Source organism: Rhizobium sp. 57MFTsu3.2 (genome assembly GCF_012932765.1).
Classification (GTDB): Bacteria; Pseudomonadota; Alphaproteobacteria; order Rhizobiales; family Rhizobiaceae; genus Rhizobium; species Rhizobium altiplani.
Map to the genome: position 1 here is coordinate 150634 of NZ_JDWI01000005.1, position 18499 is coordinate 169132.

Genomic DNA, 18499 nt, shown 5'->3' on the forward strand with positions numbered 1-18499 from the left:
ACGACAAGTTCGACATTTCCAAAGGGGTACACATCTGGTTCTCCGGAGGGGACGAGGTGAGAACAAAATTATGCAGCCGTTCCTTTGCAGCCTCCAATTTCACGACAAATCAATTCATTGGCCATTCATATCAATGGAAAACCAGCACTTGGGGATACCAAGGCGTAATGTCCGACAGGTGCCGTCTGCTTCGTCCCGTTCTTAGATGTCGTGTGAACATCGTAGAAATATTTCTTAATCGAGCGTTGGACATCAATGTTTGAAGCGCACCCTCTCTCGTGAGATTGTACGGGTGCCAAAACACAACAACAGCGACAGTATGCCATGAGACCGACGATTGTTATCGGCTCAGGGGACGGCGATCTGTGCTTCATTGCCCGCCACCTTCTAGAGCATTCCGGCTTTGCGACGAGCCTGCAGTCAGAAGCCAATGACATCGTTATCGCCGCGCGCCAAGACAGCGTCTGTGCGCTTCTGATTGACGGCCGGGTCAGGAACGCAGTTTCGGCCTGTGCGCAGATTTGCGATCTTCGAGCAGGCAGCGCGATCATCATTGTCGCCCTGGTTGACCCGGGGGCGCATGGCCAGGGTCTCGCCTTCCTCAACGCGGGCGCCGATGAAGTCTTTACCCGACCGGTTCCGCCCAGTCATCTGCTTCGGGCATTGATGATGCAAGGCACGACACAGCGCCTGAGATATGGCGACATCGAGATGGACGTGGCGGCGCGGCGCGTGTGGCGTGCCGATTGCCCCGTCTACCTTCCACGGATCGAGTTTGCCATCCTGCGCTACTTCCTTCTTCAGCCCGACAGGATTTCCGACCGCAGGGAGATCATCAGGCAGTGCTGGCCAAGTGGAATATACGTCGATTGCAAGACGGTGAACGTCCACATCGGGCGACTGCGCAGGTGTCTGAGGATTGAGGGAGCCCCTGACCCCATTCGTACGGTGCGCGGCATCGGCTATGGCATCGGCTCCGTCTCCCTGCCCGAAAGGAGAGCGCGATGGCGTACGAAACCTTGATCCTCAATGGCCGCGTTGTCACGGGAGATGGATCAACAGTTCACACCCGCGGTTCCGTCCGTGTTCGCGGCAGAACGATTGTCCAGGTCGCGGAGGGTCAGCTTGCGGCCGCCGCGGGATCGCTTGTCATCGACGCCGACGGCTACACGATCATTCCCGGCATTATCAACGCGCATGCGCATGGGTGTGTGCACGGCCCCTCGATGCCGAGCGGGTCCAAGCCCTTTCGGTCGAGCGACGTCGATTACTTTCGCAACCGACACCTGCTTTCCGGCACCTCTACTCTCCTGAATGTCTGCGGCCTCGCACTGGCCGATGAAATCGACGATGGGCGAAACAACCATCCTCTCGACATACATATCACGAGCGCGCATACGCCGAGCAACCTTCGCGCCGCACTTGCAATTGACGGCGCCGGTCTCAGCGACCGTCATCATGCAGCGACCATCGAGACGATGATTGGTGCTGGGGTGCGAGCGCTTGGCGAAGCCGGCGGTGGTCAAACGCTTGGGGGAGGGGCCCAGGACTATCGCTTCATACCGGACGCGATATTTGCATTGTCGGGCATCAGGCTCTCCCCGAAATGGGCGCGAAGTCTCAAAGAAGCCGTCCTTGGACGCACCCTCGACGGTAAGGACGCAGCTCCAATTGAACTGATCGAAGCACTTCTCGCCGAATGCGGTCTGTTATCGATCATGTCCGCCCAGAAACTTGTGGAGCTGATAACGAAAACCGTCATGCCCCCTGTCGCGCTCTCCTTGAGAGGACTGGAGGAGATTGCCGCAGCCAGTGCGCACTATGGCCTGCCAGGCATATTCCACCACGCGCTCCCAACAGCACGAACATTACTGAACCTGGCAGTGCGATATCCATCAGCCCGCGTTGTGGCGGCTCACGCCAACCATCCCTCGTTTCGTCCGGATGAATGTGTTGCCTCCGCACGCGAACTCAAGAAGCGTGGCGTCGTCATCGACGTTTCAACACTCGACTGCATTACAACCCGCTGGCGCAACGACGCGACCAACATCGACCTCCTGGTCCGTGAGGGGCTTGTCGATACCTTGTCTACCGATTTTGCCGGCGGCGATTGGGACAGCATCCTTGCAGCGATCAACCGCATGGTACAACGAGAGCAGACGACGTTGCCTGGCGCGATAGCGCTTGCAACCGGCAACGTTGCTCGGATTTTCCCCGAGTTTGCGGGAGACAGGGGCATTCTCGCTCCTGGAAAGCGTGCCGATGTTGCGATTGTCGAAAGCCACAACCTTGCTCGCGTGCGGCACCTGATGATCAATGGCCGCTTTGCCGTTTGGAACGGTGCGAGAAGCGACAAAATCCCCAAGCACCCATGAAGCGTCCGGTTCCAGCATCAGGACGTAGTGTGCCCACATGAGGCGCTCACATTGCGATGAACCCTGTCAATCCTCGTGCATGTCCAAATACTGTGGCATTTCCGCAAATAGCGGTCCTGCCTCGCCCTGCGCCAGTGCCAGCACGCCGTCGACAATGGCTTGTCGCTTCCCCGGCGTAAGCCTGGCGGCTGTCAATCGACAGAACTTCTCCTCTATACCGTGCCACAGCAGCGGCAAGCCGGGATCTCCGAGTGGGCCACCCAAGTCGGAAACAAACTTGCCATTTTTTGTTTGAACAGTGACGCGTGCCAGGGTTTCGGCAGGAAAGAGGCGGTCGCTCTGATGATGAACCACGAGCTGAACCTTCTTTGCAGCAGCAACGAGATCCGGGCGTGCAAGGCACTCGGTTGTTATCGGCAACAATCCGGAGGAGCCGTCAACAAGGGCAATCGCGAGACAGTAGGGAAGACTATACTGGACATCGACGAGGTTCTCCGGCGAGGTGCGATTTGCAAGCCGGAGCGCCCAGCCGAACGTCTCGACATCGATCGAGATGAGGGTCTCTGACGTCAAACCATAGCGTTCAACAAGCTCAAGAAGCCGATCGAGAGCCGGATGTATGTAGCGGCAGCACGCATAGGGTTTGAAGTAAGTGCCGAGGATCTCCCAACGGTGACCGAGTTCTCCGAGTAGCAGCCTTGGGTCGTAGTAGTCAGGGTGATCAAACAGATCAGAAGGACCCGTAAAACCGCGACGCGCAAGCTCGAGAGCCATAAGCCCCGTGGCACTACTCCACGGGATGCCTTCCTTGACGTCGTTGCCGGTCATCTTCGAGTAACCCGAGCTACCATTTGCCTGCTGGTTCGGGGCAAGCACGCCGGCAATGGCAAGCGCCTGAGCAGTCACCCCTGGTGAAGCCTTGAGCAAGACCGCCGCGGTTGCGGCGGATGCGATGGCAGCCCAGCGTCCCGACTGCCGCGTGGAAATAGTTTGCGGGTTCTGTGCCGCTGCCGTCCTCACTCCAATGTCGTAGCCTGCGACAATTGCAGCGATGATGTCGTCGCCGCCAAGCTGTTGCATCGAGCCGATGGTAAGGGCAGTCGTTACCACTGAGGCTCCGGGATGGCCTCGTGCTGCCCGGTGACCGTCATCGATATCAAGGGCGCAGGCCGCTGCTGCGTTACAGAAAAGGGCGCCGACAGCGGCCAATTCCTGTCCCGAAAACCATATCGGCGTCTCGCCTTTGCCAAAGAGGGTAGCTGCGGATCGACGCGCTGCCGTTGCACTGTCGGAGGAATGACCGACGATGGCAGCACCGATAAGATCAAGAACACACCGGATTGCCATGTTGCGCGTCTCGGCAAGGGGAGGTCGAGCGGCGACAGCCGAGATATGTTCGGCGAGTATTTCGGAAAGGTACAATGAACCGCCTCCCTTTCATCAAGTCCGGGTTGCCAGCATGTGATCGTTGAAAGCACGGTATTTTTTGTAGGTTGCCTGTGCGACATAGAGATCGAGCATCGGGAGGCCAACGCAGGTGACGCAGGTCGGACCTTCCTGCTCGACGTGCAAATCACCGGAGCCCGAAAGCTCTGCAACTCCGATCAACGGGCCGACCTGCTCGAGGGAAAGGCCGCGCCTGGAGAAATGCAGCGCAATACTTTGCGAATTTCGGCGAGAGACGGTCGCTACGTCATCGCAGACGACAAGACCCGATCGAAGTGCTCGCTGGAGGTAGGTCTCTGGGACCTCATCTCCACCGAGATGCAGCGATATGGCGCGTCGATGAAGGGCGCAATCGTCAAACAGAGGTGTTCTGGAATTCGTGGCCGTGATCACAAACCGGCAGAACGGTAGGCGTGTGGTGTCGCTTGCAGGGATGACTGGGATCGTCGTGCAACCCGCGATGTCTGCCATCAGTGCCTCAAGGCCTTCCCTGCTACGCCCACGCACCACGATCTCTTCGATCCTGTCTGCGAAACGGAAATCAAGGCACTCAATCACGCTGCGGGCGATTGGGCCCGACCCGAACAAAAAGACTGATAGCTTATCCGTTGGATTCGTGAACATGCCCAGAACCGTCGTTGCATAGGTGCCCGTGCGCCGGGCGGACATTGCGGTTCCTTCCAGAACCGTCACGAGGCGCAGGGTTCGCTTCTCCAGCAGCAGTACGGTCGAGGTCGATCGCGGAAAGCCGAGATTGCGGTTGAACGCGTTGGCACCGATGATCTTGACGCCGCCGAATTGATCATTGACGCTGTAGAGGCACGACAATTTCCATCCCAACCGCTCGTTCTCAAACTGGGACTTGAATGGAGCGACGCTTTCGACCTCCCAGAAGGCTTCCTCTGGCAGCGACAGCACGGACTTGCCACCAAACGATTTTCCTGACCGGATGTCCCGCCAAGCCGCATCTGTTGCGTCCAGAAGCTCCTGCGTGGTCAGGTCGGCGCCTGCGGCGCGGATCTCTTCACAATTGAGAAATTTCACGTCGCGACTAGCTTGAATGTTCTGTTCCTGCATGGACGGTTTCTCCTTCTCGCCAATCGGAAGAACCTAGCGATCCGGAGGAAACGGCAGGATGAAGCTTGGATAAATTCCTGGGAAAGCAAAGCGCTTGCGAAACGCCGGCGCTACATGCGTTCCGGCTTGATGTGGAGGTGCTTGCCATCAAGGAGCACCCGATGCTCTGACATCGGAATCAGGCGCCGTACTTCGGCAAGGCGATGCGGATCGATTTCGACCTGGAGAACTGCCGGAAAGTGGCCGGCTTTGCCAATCACCGTTCCCCAGGGGTCGCAAACAAGAGAACGGCCTAACGTTTCCCGGCGCGGGCCGCCGGGAGTTGGGTAACTGCCACATTGACCACATGCGACGAAGTAAGCCTGATACTCGATCGCCCGCGCCCTGCATAGGACCTCAAAGTGCGCGCGTCCGGTTTGGCGGTTGAACGCAGCGGGGAGAATGAAGATATCGACCATCTCGCTGGCCAACCGATCGAACAGGCGCGAGAAACGAAGATCGTAGCAAATCACGCATGCGATCCTGTATCCATTCAACTCGTAGATAAGAAGATCATCGCCCGGCGTCACAACCGACGATTCCGCGTATGTCATCCCGTTCGGCGCCGTTATGTCGAACATATGTATCTTCCGATAGCGGCCGACCTGCTCGCCGCGCGCATTAAACACGATCGTCGTGTTGTGCACGGGTCCGTCGTTGCGCTGCCGTTCCAGCAAGCTGCCGGCATGTATCCAGACTGAATTGTCCTTCGCAAAACGCTCGATGAAACCGTAGGCCTCGCCCCCGGGGACGCGATCGGCGGCGCGCCGTTTGTCATCTGCGGTTCCTCCCATCCAATCGAAGTGCTCAGGTAGAACAATCAGGTCGGGAGTTCCGCGCATCGCTTCGTTCATCAGCCGCTCGGCCTGAACCAGATTCCGGCGGCGGTCCGGTTGCGAGTTCATTTGAATCAACGCGATTTTCACGATCCGGTCTCCGGCTGGAATTCAAAAATCGATCTGCCTGCCGCCAGATGCGTTCGCACGGCGACCGATCTTTGCTGGCGTTGCCTTGCTGCTTCAGCGATTTGGCGCATCCGGTTGGCATCGGCGACGAACACTCCGGAGCGGTCGGCAAGTACGGCCTGGCCAGGCAACACGGCGGTACGTCCGCAGGCGACGGGAACATTCAAGGAACCACCGATGCTGAATTGACGATTGGTGGTCTTGGAGGACACACCCCGGCACCAGACCGGCAGCCCAACTTCCACGATCTCCTCGACATCAGTACATGGACCGTCCACGACGATGCCAACGGCGCCCTTCGCCATGGCAGCCATCGCCACCCCGCCTCCCACGCAGGCGATGTCATCGCCGTCGACACGAGAGATCACAAGCATATCGCCGGGCATGAGCTGGTCGATCGCCTTGTAGATGATAGAACCGTCGCGGCCGGGGGCCGCGACGGTTACGGCAACTCCGGCCGCATGAGCCGGGAACAGCGGAAGGACCTGACTTCCCACAAATCCCACATGCTCCACGTGGCCAATCGTCGCCGTCTCTACCGATGACAATAGTTCGATCAGGTCAGGATTCAGGGGTGGATGGCGATCCATCAATTGATAGAACATTGTCACGGATAGCTCTTCGTTTTTGGGATCAGACTGGCCGTTCGCCTGAGGTCGTCGTACGGTGCATGGTCCGGATGAAGGCCGGATCAAATGAATCGCGACGATGCATCGTGCATCGATTGTCCCACATCATGATGTCTCCTTCGTCCCACTGCTGCACAAAGACTTGCTTGGTGCTGGTAGTGTGATCCCACAGCTCCGCCAACAGCGCTTCACTCTCGTCGCGGCTCATTCCGACGATCCATGCGCCGTCAATTGTTCCGCCGAGATAAAGCGCCTTGCGACCCGTCTCGCCGTGAGTGCGCACAAGTGGGTGCACGACGCCGCTCCACTCGCGATAGTCCTGGCTCTTCGGGGTCGATTTTCCCAGCCGCAGCTTACCCGTTTTGTCATAGACGTTCTGGAAGAAGATCTGCCGTCCATCGACGGCTGCTTTCAGTGTCGCCGGCAGTGTTTCGTAGGCAAGATAGGTCGACAGGAAGTAGGTATCACCGCCTGAAGGAGGGACTTGAACTGCACGCAAAATCGCCCCAGCCGGAGGCTTCTCGTAGAACCATGTGTCCGTATGCCAGGTGGCCTCACTGTTTCCCATGGCTCCACTGGGCTTGCCGTCGGTCATTGCGTTGCTGATGACAAGAATTTCCCTGTGCGTTGGATGTCCCCCTTCCTGCAACTGCTTCGGGTGGATGACAAACTCGCCGAAATGCCGGGAGAATGCCACCTGCTGCGCGTCTGTGATGCGGGTCTGCTTGAACCGTATTACCCCATACTGCAGCCAGTACTTCGGATCGCCTCGATGTCGCGGCTGTCGTATCGGTCGAAATCAAAACCCTCGATATCAGCACACACGTTGCTGGAATGCTGAATGGCCTTAAGCCGCTCCTTTGTAAGCATTTTCATCTCCTATAGTGACCTTCTCGATTAGGTCACGGTGATCCTAGAGCGGGCCCCTGGGAGATCTCCAATATGAACCCCGAGGCATTGATGCGGCTGCTTTATCGATCGCTGCTCAGTCGGCCAGGAGTTTCAATGCACAGGCAGGAATGCCGAGCTTCAGCTGTTGCCCAGGGGCCGGCATTGCGTCCGACCCTGCGGAAGGAACCAGAACGCTGACGTGAATTTCGGGCGCGAGTTCAACGCTCATCTCGAGCGATGCCCCAAGATTTATCACTCTTCGCAACATACCTCTAAGCACGTTGAAATCCTCCGGAACCGGAGCGTCGTCGACAAGCGGCTGGATGTCTTGGGGTCGAATGACACAATAGCGGGCATCTCCCTTTCCGCGCGTCGCGCGAAGTCTTATGTCGCACCTGTCGATTGCAGCATCCCATGCGGTTCCAGTCGACGTTACCTCCCTCAATGTCAGAATATTGGACTTCCCGATGAAATCGGCGACAAAGGTCGATTGTGGATCGCCATAGATGGAACCGGGATCCCCTTGCTGCGCGACGACCCCCTTCCACATGACGACGATACGATCGGACATTGCCATCGCTTCTTCCTGGTCATGGGTGACGTAGATGAAGGTCATACCCAGTTCCTGCTGCATCTCCTTCAATTCCGCACGCATTGCTTCGCGCAGTTTCAGGTCAAGATTGGATAACGGCTCGTCGAGCAAAAGAACCGAGGGTCGTGGCGCAAGCGCCCGCGCCAGGGCGACGCGTTGCTGTTGTCCGCCCGACAGCGCTCTGGGATAGCGGTCTGCCAGTGTGTCGAGATGAACCCTGCGAAGCGAGGACTGAACGATTGATCCGATTTCGTTCTTTGGCGTGCCCTTCATACGCAGGCCGAACCCAACATTTTCGGCGACGGTCATGTGTGGAAAAAGTGCATAGTTCTGAAAAACGAGGCCGATGTTTCGGCGTTCGGGAGGAACATCAACCTGGCTGCGGCCGCGAATACGGATGTCGCCGCCGGACGGCGCGCTAAACCCCGCGATCATGTTGAGGGTTGTGGTCTTCCCGCACCCGGACGGTCCGAGAATACTGACGAATTCTCCCTTCGGAATCTTAAGATCAATGTTTGTGACGACCGATATCGGACCGAAGGATTTGCTGACGGAGATCAGTTCCACGTCGATTGCACTCATTTGCTACCACCATGCAGTTGGGCGGAAAAACCGCCGAGTTTTTCGAAGCTGAAAATCACGATCAGAATGAAGGCCATGGATGCGACGTTGACCGCAGCCATGACGGGGTCGAGGCTGTATTCGAGATAGTTTATGACGGTGATCGGCAGCGTGGTTTCTCCCGGTCGCACCAGAAACACCGAGAGCGGAATATTGTTGAACGAGATGATGAATGCGAATGTCACCCCTGACAGAATACCCGGCTTGATCGCAGGCAGGAGGATGAACCTGATCCGCTGCCATTGATTGGCCCCGAGAATCTGTCCTGCTCGGAAGAGGTTGCAGTCAAAGTTTGCAATCGACGTGGCAACCATGCGAACCACAAAGGGAAGCGCAAGCACGCAGTGACCGGCAATGAGAGCCGGCGTTCCGAGCAACGGCTGTAGTCCGATCACGGACAAAAACAGAACCACTGCCACGCCCTTTACGATCTGCGGCACGGAAAGCGGCGAAAGGAGTGCGGCCATGACGACCGCGCTTCCTGCGAACTTCTCGTAAGCGACGACATAAGCAGCAACGGTTCCGATCGCGCCACTTACGACAGAAACGACAATGGCAATTTTGACACTTAGCCAAAACGGTCCAAGCCACCGCTGCGACGCAAGATCGAAGTACCATTTGACCGTCCACTCCCACGGTCGAAATGTCACGTCGCCGGTTGGACTGAGAGAAGCTGCAAAGACCACCACAATTGGCAGCGCGATGAAGGCGATTACCAGTGCAAGAGCACACCAAAACAGCGCGGATATCACTCTGTTCATTCCATACCTCCTGCGACGCTCTGATACTTTTGGCGATAACCCGCCTCGAAACGCACCCCGGCGTACGAGATCACGAGCATGAGGATCAGCAGCGCATTCGCCATGACAGCTGCGAAGGACCAATCGATATAGAAGAGGACCTGCTCGGAAATCATGGTCGCCAGGACCTTGAAGCTGGCTCCGCCGAGCAGCGCGGGCGTCGCATAGGCGCTAGCAGACATTGTAAAGGAAAGAAGGAATGAGCTTATGAGACCCGGAACCGACAGAGGAAGCAGGATGTGCCAGACAACGGCATGACGCGGCGCTCCCAATATCTGGGCTGCGCGTTCGAGGTTGTCATCTATGCCTTGGATACTTGTCGTCAAGGACAGGATTGCGAAAGGCAACACGACATGGGTGAGACCGATGACAACCGCAAACAAGTTCTTCGACAAGGGAAGCGGGGGACGAAATCAGCCCCGCGTGAAGTAGGACATCGTTGATGAAACCCCTGTCTTCCAGGATGATGAGCCAGCCATAGGTTCGCAGAACGACACCGGCGAGCTCGGGCGCGAGCGCGATGGCAAACACGATTGAACGCCACCGCCCTCTCGAACGCGCCAGATAGTAGGCAACTGGATAGGCGAGCAAGGTTGCCGAAATCGCAACCAGACTCGACATGAGAGTTGTCCTCCAAAAGCCGAGGAGTGACAGGCCGTCGGTAAAAAAACGCGAATAGCTAAGAAGGCTCATTCCCTGCGATGACGGATTGTGAAAGCTCATTCCGATCATCATTCCCATCGGCAGAGCGAAGAAAAATACCAGCAGACAGGTCGCTGGTGACAATCCCAGAAACCTGATCCAACCCCTGGCAAACACTCGCCGTTTGCCAGGCATCTCTAAGGCAATAATAGTCATGGGACCCCTCAATTTGCGTGCGCGACAACGTCGCGTTCCCACTGTTCCGCCCATTTGGGCAGGCGTTCTGCGACGGTAGTCAGGTTCGGCAAATGAAGGGAATTCAAGTCTGCATCTGAGGTGATCTGGCGTGCTTTTATCGCGGCCGGAACATCGATGTCGGTGCGGGCGCTCCCCACCTTGTAACCGCCCACCCACGCTTCCTGACTGGTTTTCTCCAGGAAGAAGTCAATGAACTTTCTCGCAGCATCCTTATGCTCGGCGCCGATTGGAATGTTCAGCGTGGCGACAAGCGGGATGCTGCCCTCCTTTGGCTTGATGTAATCCACAGGCAAGCCGCTATCGACAAGCAATTGCGCCCGGCCGCTCCAGAAAGGCATCGCCCAGACGGTTCCATCCTTAATGTAGCTCTCGAGAATTGCCGAACTCTGTTCGAAGCCGATCGATTGCTTGGCGATTGCGGCCACTGCCCTGAACCCAGGAGCGAGATTGTCGACGAGGTCGCCGCCATTCATCAGTGAGAACATTTCGACAAGGTAGATGGCCATGGTGTTTTGAAATGTCGGCAGGACGACCCGACCCTCGAGGTCGCTTGAGGCAAGTGCTGACCAAGATACCGGCGGCGTTGCCAACTTGTCCGTGCGGTAAAGCAACGACATGTACTGGACCTCGTGCACAGCACCGCAGGGACCGGCCGTTTCCGTCAGTCTTCGCGAGAGTTTCGCAAGGTTCGGGATGCTATTTGCGTCAAGCTTTTCCAGAACGCCGTCCTTACAGCCCTGCAGCGATTGAGAGGCGGTCATGACGACCACGTCAAAGCCGGGCCGGCCCGTGGTCGCCTTGATCTTCGCATAATCCTGCGAGGCTGAGCCGACGGGGTCATAGACGACATCTATCCCAGTTCGCTGCTCGAATGGCTCGATGATGGCCTTGCGGATGATGGCTTCGTAAGGTCCTCCATAGCTGTTGACGACAAGCGTTTCCGCGCGCAGCGGCGTGGCAAGAGCTGCGACCGCGAAGGCCGACACAGTGAAAATTAGTCTTGTTCTTCCCATGACATGATCTCGCTTCTTGGCGTTGTTCCCATGGGAATGGTCTTCAGCGGACCGCCAGTGGTCCAATATCGGATTTCAACGATTCATGTGCTGCGGAGATGAATTGGCCTTCCATAGGACCCCGAACGGGTCGAGCGCTTCTGCCGTCATTTGCTTCTGAAATGGATTGGAACCAGTCGTTTGGTCGCCAGCGTCGCGCTCCGACTTCGGCCAAGTTCCGCCCACGGACCGCGGGTTAACGAAATGTCGTCGACGACGAGAAATCACTAACAAGTTTGCGAGTGGATCATCGGATCGCAAGTGGGCAATTTCACCTCCAACCGCACTTTCCCGGTGCGAACCAGCAGAACGAAATTGCACTCCAACCGAAGGTCGCATGGTGACAATGCAACATCCTGCTCAAGTTCGTTTGATCAGCAAATTGCGTCATGCCCTGGGCGACCGCCTGTGTGCCGCAATTGATGACCCGAGTGTCGTTGAAATCGTCTTGAACCCTGATGGCAAGGTCTTTGTCGAACGGCTAGGCCAAGGGTTTTCACCGCACGGCCAAGTGGCCTCAGCGGCAGCGGAAATCGTCATTGGTACGGTCGCACACGCGCTGCAGTGCGCTGTCGACACCGACCACCCCATCATCTCGGGTGAGCTCCCGATTGGCGGCCACCGCTTTGAGGGGTTGCTGCCTCCGGTGGTCGCAAAGCCGACATTCACGATACGCCGAAGGGCGTCCTCTCTGATCCCGTTGGACGAGTACGTCAGCTCGGGAACCATGACAGAAGTGCAGGCCGCGACCATCCGAAATGCGGTCAACTCGCGTTTGAATATCATCATTTCGGGCGGAACTGGTTCGGGAAAGACGACACTTGCGAACGCTGTCATCGACGAGATCGTCAAGTGCGCTCCTGAGGATCGCCTCGTTGTGCTCGAAGACACCGCCGAGATCCAGTGCGTAGCCGACAATGCGGTTCTGCTGCACACCAGCGACGCTGTTGACATGGCCCGGCTGTTGAAGAGCACGATGCGCCTGCGCCCCGACCGTATCGTTGTTGGTGAAGTCAGAGACGGTGCTGCGCTCACATTGCTGAAGGCATGGAACACCGGTCATCCTGGGGGGGTGGCCACGATCCACTCGAATACCGCAGTCTCGGCGCTACGCCGCCTGGAGCAGCTTACCGCTGAGGCAAGCATGCAGCCAATGGAGGCAGTCATCGGGGAGGCAGTCGATCTGATTGTCTCTATTGAACGCACTCCGCGGGGCCGTCGTGTGCGCGACGTCATTCGGGTCAGACGTTTCGTCAATGGCCAATACGAAATCCAATCCGACCAACCAACCGAAGAACAGGAGCGTCGCCGTGCCACATAGGAAAATTCCGCTTGCTACCGCTTTTTTCAGCGCAGCACTCCTTTTCGTGACAGTGATGCCCGCGCTCGCCAGTACCGGCGGCGGGCTTCCCTGGGAGGGCCCGCTCGAACGGATCCAACAATCGATCACGGGCCCCGTCGCCGGTTACATTGCGCTGGCTGCCGTCGCGATCGCAGGGGGGATGCTGATTTTCGGCGGCGAACTCAACGATTTCGCGCGACGTATGGTGTACGTGGTCCTTGTGGCCGGTATCCTCCTTGGCGCTACCCGGATTGTCGCTCTATTCGACGCAACAGGCGCATCGATCGGATGGATCGATGATCAACGCTCATCATCGAAGGTGTTGGAACGAGAGGAGAAAGCAAATGGCTGAATCCCTGTCCGGCTTGCAACGAAACCGCATCCATCGGGCATTGTCTCGCCCAAATTTTCTGATGGGCGCTGACCGCGAACTGGTGCTGATTACTGGCTTGGCAGCAGCCATTCTCATCTTCGTGGTCTTGACTGTGTACTCCGTAGTGTTCGGCGTCGCGGTGTGGATTGTCGTCATCGGCCTGCTACGCATGTTGGCGAAGTCGGATCCGCTCATGCGTCAGGTCTATATCAGGCACATTTCATACAAGCCTTTCTACAAACCAACCACCTCGCCGTGGCGCAAATACTGAGGAGGTGGGCCATGGTTGCTTTGAGAGCATTCAGGATCACGGATCCCTCTTTTGCAGATCTTGTTCCCTATGCAGGCCTTGTCGACAACGGCGTGCTACTCCTCAAGGACGGGAGCCTTATGGCTGGCTGGTACTTTGCCGGACCTGATTCAGAAAGTGCGACCGATCTCGAGCGCAATGAGCTTTCGCGACAGATCAACGCAGTTCTCTCGCGACTTGGCAGTGGGTGGATGATCCAGGTCGAAGCGATCCGTGTTCCGACCGTCGACTACCCCTCCGAGGACCGCTGCCATTTTCCCGACGCTGTCACGCGAGCAATCGATGCCGAGCGCCGCGCGCATTTCGTACGGGAACAGGGGCATTTTGAAAGCAAGCACGCAGTGATCCTGACCCATCGGCCACTTGAGGCTAAGAAGTCTGCGCTCAGCAGGTACATCTACTCTGACGAAGAAAGCCGCAAGAGGTCTTACGCGGATACAGTGCTTGCCATTTTCAAGAATGCGGTGCGAGAGGTCGAACAGTATCTTGCCAACACGCTCTCTATCCGACGCATGGAAACACGTGAGACAAGCGACCGGGGTGGGACGACGGTTGCCCGATACGACGAACTTCTGCAATTCATCCGCTTCTGCATCACGGGTGACAATTATCCCGTCCGCTTGCCGGATGTGCCCATGTATCTTGACTGGCTTGTAACGGCACAGCTTGAACATGGACTGACGCCGAAGGTTGAAAACCGATTTCTCGGTGTGGTTGCGATCGACGGTTTGCCCGCCGAAAGCTGGCCGGGGATCTTGAACTCCCTCGATCTGATGCCGCTGACCTACAGGTGGTCATCGCGCTTCATTGTCCTGGACGCGGAAGAAGCACGCCAGAAGCTCGAGCGCACGCGGAAGAAATGGCAACAGAAGGTACGACCCTTTTTCGATCAGCTGTTTCAGACGCAAAGCCGCTCCATAGATCAGGACGCTATGGCCATGGTGGCCGAAACGGAGGACGCGATCGCACATGCCTCATCCCGGCTTGTCGCCTACGGATACTACACGCCGGTTGTCGTCCTCTTCGACGGAAACAGCGAGGCGTTGCAAGAAAAGGCCGAGGCAATCCGCCGGCTGGTGCAGGCAGAGGGCTTTGGAGCGAGGATCGAAACGCTGAATGCAACGGACGCCTATCTCGGCAGCCTACCCGGCAACTGGTACTGCAACATCCGTGAACCGCTTATCAACACCAGTAATCTCGCAGATCTCATTCCTCTTAACTCCGTGTGGTCTGGCAACCCGACGGCACCGTGCCCGTTCTACGCACAAAACTCTCCACCGCTGATGCAAGTCGCCAGCGGCTCGACGTCCTTTCGGCTGAACCTTCATGTCGACGACGTCGGTCACACGCTGATCTTCGGTCCAACAGGCTCAGGCAAGTCGACGCTACTCGCACTCATTGCTGCTCAGTTCCGGCGTTACAAGGGTGCACAGGTCTTTGCCTTTGATAAAGGTTGTTCTCTGCTTCCACTGACGCTTGCCTGTGGTGGCGATCATTACGAGATCGGTGATAGCGAAATGCAAAAACCGGCGCTTGCGTTCTGCCCTCTTTCTGATCTCGGCACGGACGGTGATAGGGCCTGGGCAATCGAATGGATCGAGATGCTCGTCGCACTTCAGGGGGTTACCGTCACCCCGGATCTTCGCAACGCGATTTCCCGTCAGATTGGGCTCATGGCGACTGCTCCCGGCCGATCGCTTTCGGATTTCGTGTCTGGCGTTCAGGTCCGTGAAATCAAGGATGCCCTTCATCCCTACACGGTCGACGGACCCATGGGTCAATTGCTCGATGCCGAAGAGGACGGGCTGGCAATTGGTGGATTCCAGTGCTTCGAGATCGAACCTCTGATGAACCGCGGCGAGCGCAATCTTGTCCCTGTTCTCAGCTACCTTTTTCGACGGATCGAGAAGTGTCTCGATGGCTCGCCAAGTCTGATCCTCCTTGACGAGGCGTGGCTGATGCTTGGCCATCCCGTTTTCCGGGACAAGATTCGCGAATGGCTGAAGGTTCTCCGAAAAGCGAATTGCGCTGTCGTTCTCGCCACGCAATCCATTTCTGATGCCGAGCGCTCTGGAATCATCGACGTTCTGAAGGAATCCTGTCCGACAAAGATCTGCCTTCCGAACGGTGCCGCCCGTGAACCGGGCACGCGCGAGTTCTATGAGAGAATTGGATTCAACGAACGCCAGATCGAGATCGTCGCGAGCGCGATCCCGAAGCGGGAATATTACGTCGCAACACCGGAAGGGCGGCGTCTGTTCGACATGTCGCTCGGTCCCGTTGCTCTTAGTTTCGTTGGGGTCTCAGGCAAGGAAGACCTCAAGCGCATCCGCATATTGAAGTCCAATCATGGTGAGGACTGGCCAGTCCGTTGGCTTGAGTCGAGAGGAGTCCACGATGCCGCATCGCTATTCAATATCGCATAAGAGGCTTGTCGGACTAATCGCCTGCACGCTCATCTTGGGTTCGGCCGCAACCGCTTCTGCAGGTTCGGTCACTGGCGCGGCTACCGAATGGACACAGCTCGCCAACAACGCCCAGCTCATCGATCTTCTGAAAAGCTCGGGCCTTCAGGTCGACAATCAACTGAGGCAGATCAGCCAGTTGGCAGAGCAAATTCAAAACCAACTGAATATCTACACGAACATGCTGCAAAACACCGCAACGCTTCCGGATCACATCTGGGGGCGGGTGGAAGACGACCTCAACCAGCTCCGCGGCATCGTTGACCAGGGGCAGGGCATCGCTTTTTCGATGGGCAGCGCAGACGATGTGCTGAAGCAGCGGTTCAAGAGTTATGCCGAGCTCCAGGGCAATCTTTCGAAGGGCGAGGATCTTTCTTCAACATACCAGACCTGGTCCGACACCAACCGGGACACCATTGCAGCCACATTGAAGGCGGCCAGTTTGACCGCCGACCAGTTCGACGGCGAAGAGAGCACGATGCGCTCGCTTCGCAGCATGTCGGAGACGGCGGACGGGCAAATGAAAGCCCTGCAGATCGGCCACGAGATTGCCGCGCAACAAGTCGCCCAGATACAGAAACTGCGCGGCCTCGTTTCACAACAGATGACCATGGTGGGGACCTGGCTTCAATCAGAACAGACCGAGAATGACCTGGCGCAGAAGTTGCATGAGGAATTCTTCCATTCAATCGCTCCGCCTACATCCGGTGGCGAGAAGATGAAGGTGGAATGGTGATCCCATGAACCAGGCGCTTGCCCAAATCAGAACCGCTGCAGCACTCGCGGCCTTCACAATCTTGCTGGTGCATCCCGCGCTTGCCCAAGAGGGGGCTGCCCTGACTTCACTTCAGATTCAAATCACCTCCGCTGCCAAGGGATGGGAAACGAAGGTCATGGACGCCGCTCGCTCGCTCTTCTGGATTTTGGCGACTATTGAGATCGGACTTGCCTCCATATCGCTCGCGCTACAGGCGGCTTCACTGGACGCCTGGTTTGCTGAACTCGTTCGGCGGATCATGTTCGTCGGCTTCTTTGCCTTCGTCCTCGCCCAAGGACCAACATTTGCAAAAGCCGTCGTCGACAGCCTCTTTCAGATTGGAGCCGGGGGTGAGGCGGCCTCGCCCGCAGACGTGTTCAATACCGGACTCGCCGTCGCGACCAAGATGGCAGAAAAAGTTCGCTTCGGGCCGTTCCACGAGACCGCGCTTGCCATCTCAGCGGCTTTTGCGATGGTGGTGAGCGTCATTGCTTTCTCTTTGGTCGCTGCGATATTTGTGTCCGTGATGGTTGAGATGTACCTCGGCTTGCTCGCAGGCATGATCATGCTCGGTCTTGGAGGGTCATCCTTCACCAAAGACTTCGCCATACGATATCTCGTATACGCGTTCTCTGTCGGGATGAAACTCATGGCACTTGTCATGATCTCGCACATCGGGTCCGAGGTCTTGATCGGACTGGCCGATGACCCGGACTTTGGCAATCACTTCCAAACTGCGCTCGCGATCGCCGGCATAGCTGTCGTTGTCTTCATTATCGCAATGTACGTGCCGAACATCATACAGGGTGTCGTGCAGGGAGCCTCGGTTACGGGCGGTATGGAGGTCATTCGACACGGCGGTCAGGCTGCTTCGGTCGCCTTGGCAGGCTTCTTTCTAGGTACGGGCGCTATCATCGCAGGCTTCGCTGCTGCAAAGGAAGCTCGCGCCGCCGGGTCCTCGCTTGCCGGGGCTGCCGCGCGCGGCATCGGTGCTGGCATCAGCTCCGCCGGCAAAGCAGTCGCATCGGCAGCGAAGGAAAAGGCGATCGGCTCGCCCGGTGCCTATGCCGGCTCGATCCTCGGCCTTGCCAATGCCAAACTCGATGCCAGCTTGAGCGGTCGCGCTGGCCTTAAGCCACCTCCCGAACGCAGCGATAAACCGTGATCCTTAGGAGAGAAATCGAATGGCAGCAAACCGGCCTTCCGAAAACCCGTACCTTGTCGCCAGGCAGGAATGGTCCGAGCGCTACGGCTCTTACGTCAAGGCCGCTGCTGCATGGCGGACCGTCGGGATCCTCGCTCTCGCCATGGCAGTGACGGGCTTTGGGTATGCTTTGTACCTCAGCACCCAGGTCAGGCTGGTCCCTTACATCGTCGAGGTGGATAAACTTGGCACCTCGGTCACGGCAGGTTTCCCGGAGCAGATCGAGTATGCCGACGCACGCGTGGTCAGGGCGGCACTTGGCAATTTTGTAACCAGCTTCCGGTCGATTACGCCGGATGCCGTGGTGCAGAAGCAGTATATCGATCGCACCTATGCCCTTCTACGGACTTCCGACCCCTCGACGCAGAAGGTAAACGGTTGGTTTCGCGGCAATTCGCCGTTCGAGAAGGCCAAGACATCGACGGTTGCCATCGAGGTGAACAACATCGTGGCACTCTCGCAGCAAACCTATCAGATCGACTGGACGGAGTACGAGAGGGACCGCAAGGGCAAAGAAACCGGCACGCGCCGTTTTCGCGGGATCGCAACGGTTGCACTGACCGCACCACAGGATGAGGCAATCATCCGCGTTAACCCGATCGGCCTTTACGTTCGGGATTTCGACTGGACCGCACAGCTTTAAGGGCAGGGGAGTTTCCGA

16 protein-coding genes and 2 pseudogenes are annotated in these 18499 nt (G+C 57.5%); 9 read left to right on the forward strand and 9 right to left on the reverse strand.

The annotated features are described in order from the left end of the window. The first annotated feature begins 324 nt into the window (after nucleotides 1-324). Nucleotides 325-1023 carry a response regulator transcription factor gene (locus AF71_RS08035; RefSeq protein WP_169680826.1) on the forward strand — a complete coding sequence of 233 codons (699 nt, stop codon included), beginning with the start codon at nucleotides 325-327 and terminating at the stop codon, nucleotides 1021-1023. Further along, complete coding sequence (locus AF71_RS08040) at nucleotides 1005-2375, forward strand: amidohydrolase family protein (protein WP_169680828.1); 1371 nt, start codon at nucleotides 1005-1007, stop codon at nucleotides 2373-2375. The genes AF71_RS08035 and AF71_RS08040 overlap by 19 nt, the downstream gene beginning before the upstream one ends. A gap of 66 nt (nucleotides 2376-2441) precedes the next feature. Here AF71_RS08040 and AF71_RS08045 read toward each other — a convergent pair whose 3' ends face one another. From AF71_RS08045 to AF71_RS08085, 9 genes and pseudogenes are all read right to left on the reverse strand, one after another. Then, entirely contained in the window at nucleotides 2442-3797 is a 1356-nt protein-coding gene (locus AF71_RS08045; RefSeq protein ID WP_169680830.1) for an MmgE/PrpD family protein, read from the reverse strand. An 18-nt stretch (nucleotides 3798-3815) separates the two neighbouring features. Further along, nucleotides 3816-4898: an ornithine cyclodeaminase gene (locus AF71_RS08050; protein WP_169680832.1), complete on the reverse strand. Its 1083-nt coding sequence runs from the start codon at nucleotides 4896-4898 to the stop codon at nucleotides 3816-3818. Between the two features lie 110 nt (nucleotides 4899-5008). Beyond that, nucleotides 5009-5863: a carbon-nitrogen hydrolase family protein gene (locus AF71_RS08055; protein ID WP_025659151.1), complete on the reverse strand. Its 855-nt coding sequence runs from the start codon at nucleotides 5861-5863 to the stop codon at nucleotides 5009-5011. After that, nucleotides 5860-6513, reverse strand: coding sequence for an RraA family protein (locus AF71_RS08060; RefSeq protein ID WP_025659150.1), 654 nt, complete (start codon nucleotides 6511-6513; stop codon nucleotides 5860-5862). The genes AF71_RS08055 and AF71_RS08060 overlap by 4 nt, the downstream gene beginning before the upstream one ends. 22 nt (nucleotides 6514-6535) lie before the next feature. Beyond that, nucleotides 6536-7401: pseudogene (locus AF71_RS08065) on the reverse strand (TauD/TfdA family dioxygenase). 115 nt (nucleotides 7402-7516) lie between these two features. Further along, nucleotides 7517-8596 (reverse strand): ABC transporter ATP-binding protein, encoded by a 1080-nt coding sequence (locus AF71_RS08070; RefSeq protein ID WP_169680834.1) that lies wholly within the window; start codon nucleotides 8594-8596, stop codon nucleotides 7517-7519. After that, a complete protein-coding gene (locus tag AF71_RS08075; RefSeq protein ID WP_169680835.1) occupies nucleotides 8593-9396 on the reverse strand; it encodes an ABC transporter permease in 804 nt (267 codons plus the stop codon). The genes AF71_RS08070 and AF71_RS08075 overlap by 4 nt, the downstream gene beginning before the upstream one ends. Next, a pseudogene (locus tag AF71_RS08080) lies at nucleotides 9393-10272 on the reverse strand (ABC transporter permease). Before AF71_RS08080 ends, AF71_RS08075 begins: the two are co-directional and overlap by 4 nt. 29 nt (nucleotides 10273-10301) lie before the next feature. Beyond that, nucleotides 10302-11348: an ABC transporter substrate-binding protein gene (locus AF71_RS08085; RefSeq protein ID WP_169680837.1), complete on the reverse strand. Its 1047-nt coding sequence runs from the start codon at nucleotides 11346-11348 to the stop codon at nucleotides 10302-10304. A gap of 376 nt (nucleotides 11349-11724) precedes the next feature. Between AF71_RS08085 and trbB the strand changes: the two genes are divergently transcribed. Genes trbB through AF71_RS08120 form a run of 7 tightly spaced genes read left to right on the forward strand, consistent with a single transcriptional unit; the run spans nucleotide 11725 to nucleotide 18481 of the window. Beyond that, complete coding sequence (trbB, locus tag AF71_RS08090) at nucleotides 11725-12708, forward strand: P-type conjugative transfer ATPase TrbB (protein WP_169680839.1); 984 nt, start codon at nucleotides 11725-11727, stop codon at nucleotides 12706-12708. Beyond that, nucleotides 12698-13081 carry a TrbC/VirB2 family protein gene (locus AF71_RS08095; RefSeq protein ID WP_169680841.1) on the forward strand — a complete coding sequence of 128 codons (384 nt, stop codon included), beginning with the start codon at nucleotides 12698-12700 and terminating at the stop codon, nucleotides 13079-13081. The genes trbB and AF71_RS08095 overlap by 11 nt, the downstream gene beginning before the upstream one ends. Then, the gene (locus AF71_RS08100) at nucleotides 13074-13373 is read left to right on the forward strand and encodes a conjugal transfer protein TrbD (protein WP_025659142.1); all 300 of its coding nucleotides are present in this window, start codon (nucleotides 13074-13076) and stop codon (nucleotides 13371-13373) included. The genes AF71_RS08095 and AF71_RS08100 overlap by 8 nt, the downstream gene beginning before the upstream one ends. Before the next feature lie 11 nt (nucleotides 13374-13384). After that, entirely contained in the window at nucleotides 13385-15838 is a 2454-nt protein-coding gene (locus tag AF71_RS08105; protein ID WP_169680843.1) for a conjugal transfer protein TrbE, read from the forward strand. Next, nucleotides 15810-16613 carry a P-type conjugative transfer protein TrbJ gene (gene trbJ, locus AF71_RS08110; RefSeq protein WP_169680846.1) on the forward strand — a complete coding sequence of 268 codons (804 nt, stop codon included), beginning with the start codon at nucleotides 15810-15812 and terminating at the stop codon, nucleotides 16611-16613. The genes AF71_RS08105 and trbJ overlap by 29 nt, the downstream gene beginning before the upstream one ends. 4 nt (nucleotides 16614-16617) lie before the next feature. Continuing rightward, nucleotides 16618-17799 (forward strand): P-type conjugative transfer protein TrbL, encoded by a 1182-nt coding sequence (gene trbL, locus AF71_RS08115; RefSeq protein WP_025659139.1) that lies wholly within the window; start codon nucleotides 16618-16620, stop codon nucleotides 17797-17799. A gap of 19 nt (nucleotides 17800-17818) precedes the next feature. Continuing rightward, nucleotides 17819-18481, forward strand: a complete 663-nt coding sequence (locus tag AF71_RS08120) for a conjugal transfer protein TrbF (RefSeq protein ID WP_112824142.1) — start codon at nucleotides 17819-17821, stop codon at nucleotides 18479-18481. Nucleotides 18482-18499: the final 18 nt, after the last annotated feature.

Excerpts from the sequence above, each read along its gene's own strand:
- AF71_RS08085 (WP_169680837.1), bottom strand. The coding sequence starts at position 11,348 with ATGGGAAGAACAAGACTAATTTTCACTGTGTCGGCCTTCGCGGTCGCA.
- AF71_RS08070 (WP_169680834.1), bottom strand. The coding sequence starts at position 8,596 with ATGAGTGCAATCGACGTGGAACTGATCTCCGTCAGCAAATCCTTCGGT.
- trbJ (WP_169680846.1), top strand. The coding sequence starts at position 15,810 with ATGCCGCATCGCTATTCAATATCGCATAAGAGGCTTGTCGGACTAATC.
- AF71_RS08035 (WP_169680826.1), top strand. The coding sequence starts at position 325 with ATGAGACCGACGATTGTTATCGGCTCAGGGGACGGCGATCTGTGCTTC.
- AF71_RS08040 (WP_169680828.1), top strand. The coding sequence starts at position 1,005 with ATGGCGTACGAAACCTTGATCCTCAATGGCCGCGTTGTCACGGGAGAT.
- AF71_RS08075 (WP_169680835.1), bottom strand. The coding sequence starts at position 9,396 with ATGAACAGAGTGATATCCGCGCTGTTTTGGTGTGCTCTTGCACTGGTA.
- AF71_RS08120 (WP_112824142.1), top strand. The coding sequence starts at position 17,819 with ATGGCAGCAAACCGGCCTTCCGAAAACCCGTACCTTGTCGCCAGGCAG.
- trbL (WP_025659139.1), top strand. The coding sequence starts at position 16,618 with ATGAACCAGGCGCTTGCCCAAATCAGAACCGCTGCAGCACTCGCGGCC.
- AF71_RS08050 (WP_169680832.1), bottom strand. The coding sequence starts at position 4,898 with ATGCAGGAACAGAACATTCAAGCTAGTCGCGACGTGAAATTTCTCAAT.
- AF71_RS08105 (WP_169680843.1), top strand. The coding sequence starts at position 13,385 with ATGGTTGCTTTGAGAGCATTCAGGATCACGGATCCCTCTTTTGCAGAT.
- trbB (WP_169680839.1), top strand. The coding sequence starts at position 11,725 with ATGGTGACAATGCAACATCCTGCTCAAGTTCGTTTGATCAGCAAATTG.
- AF71_RS08100 (WP_025659142.1), top strand. The coding sequence starts at position 13,074 with ATGGCTGAATCCCTGTCCGGCTTGCAACGAAACCGCATCCATCGGGCA.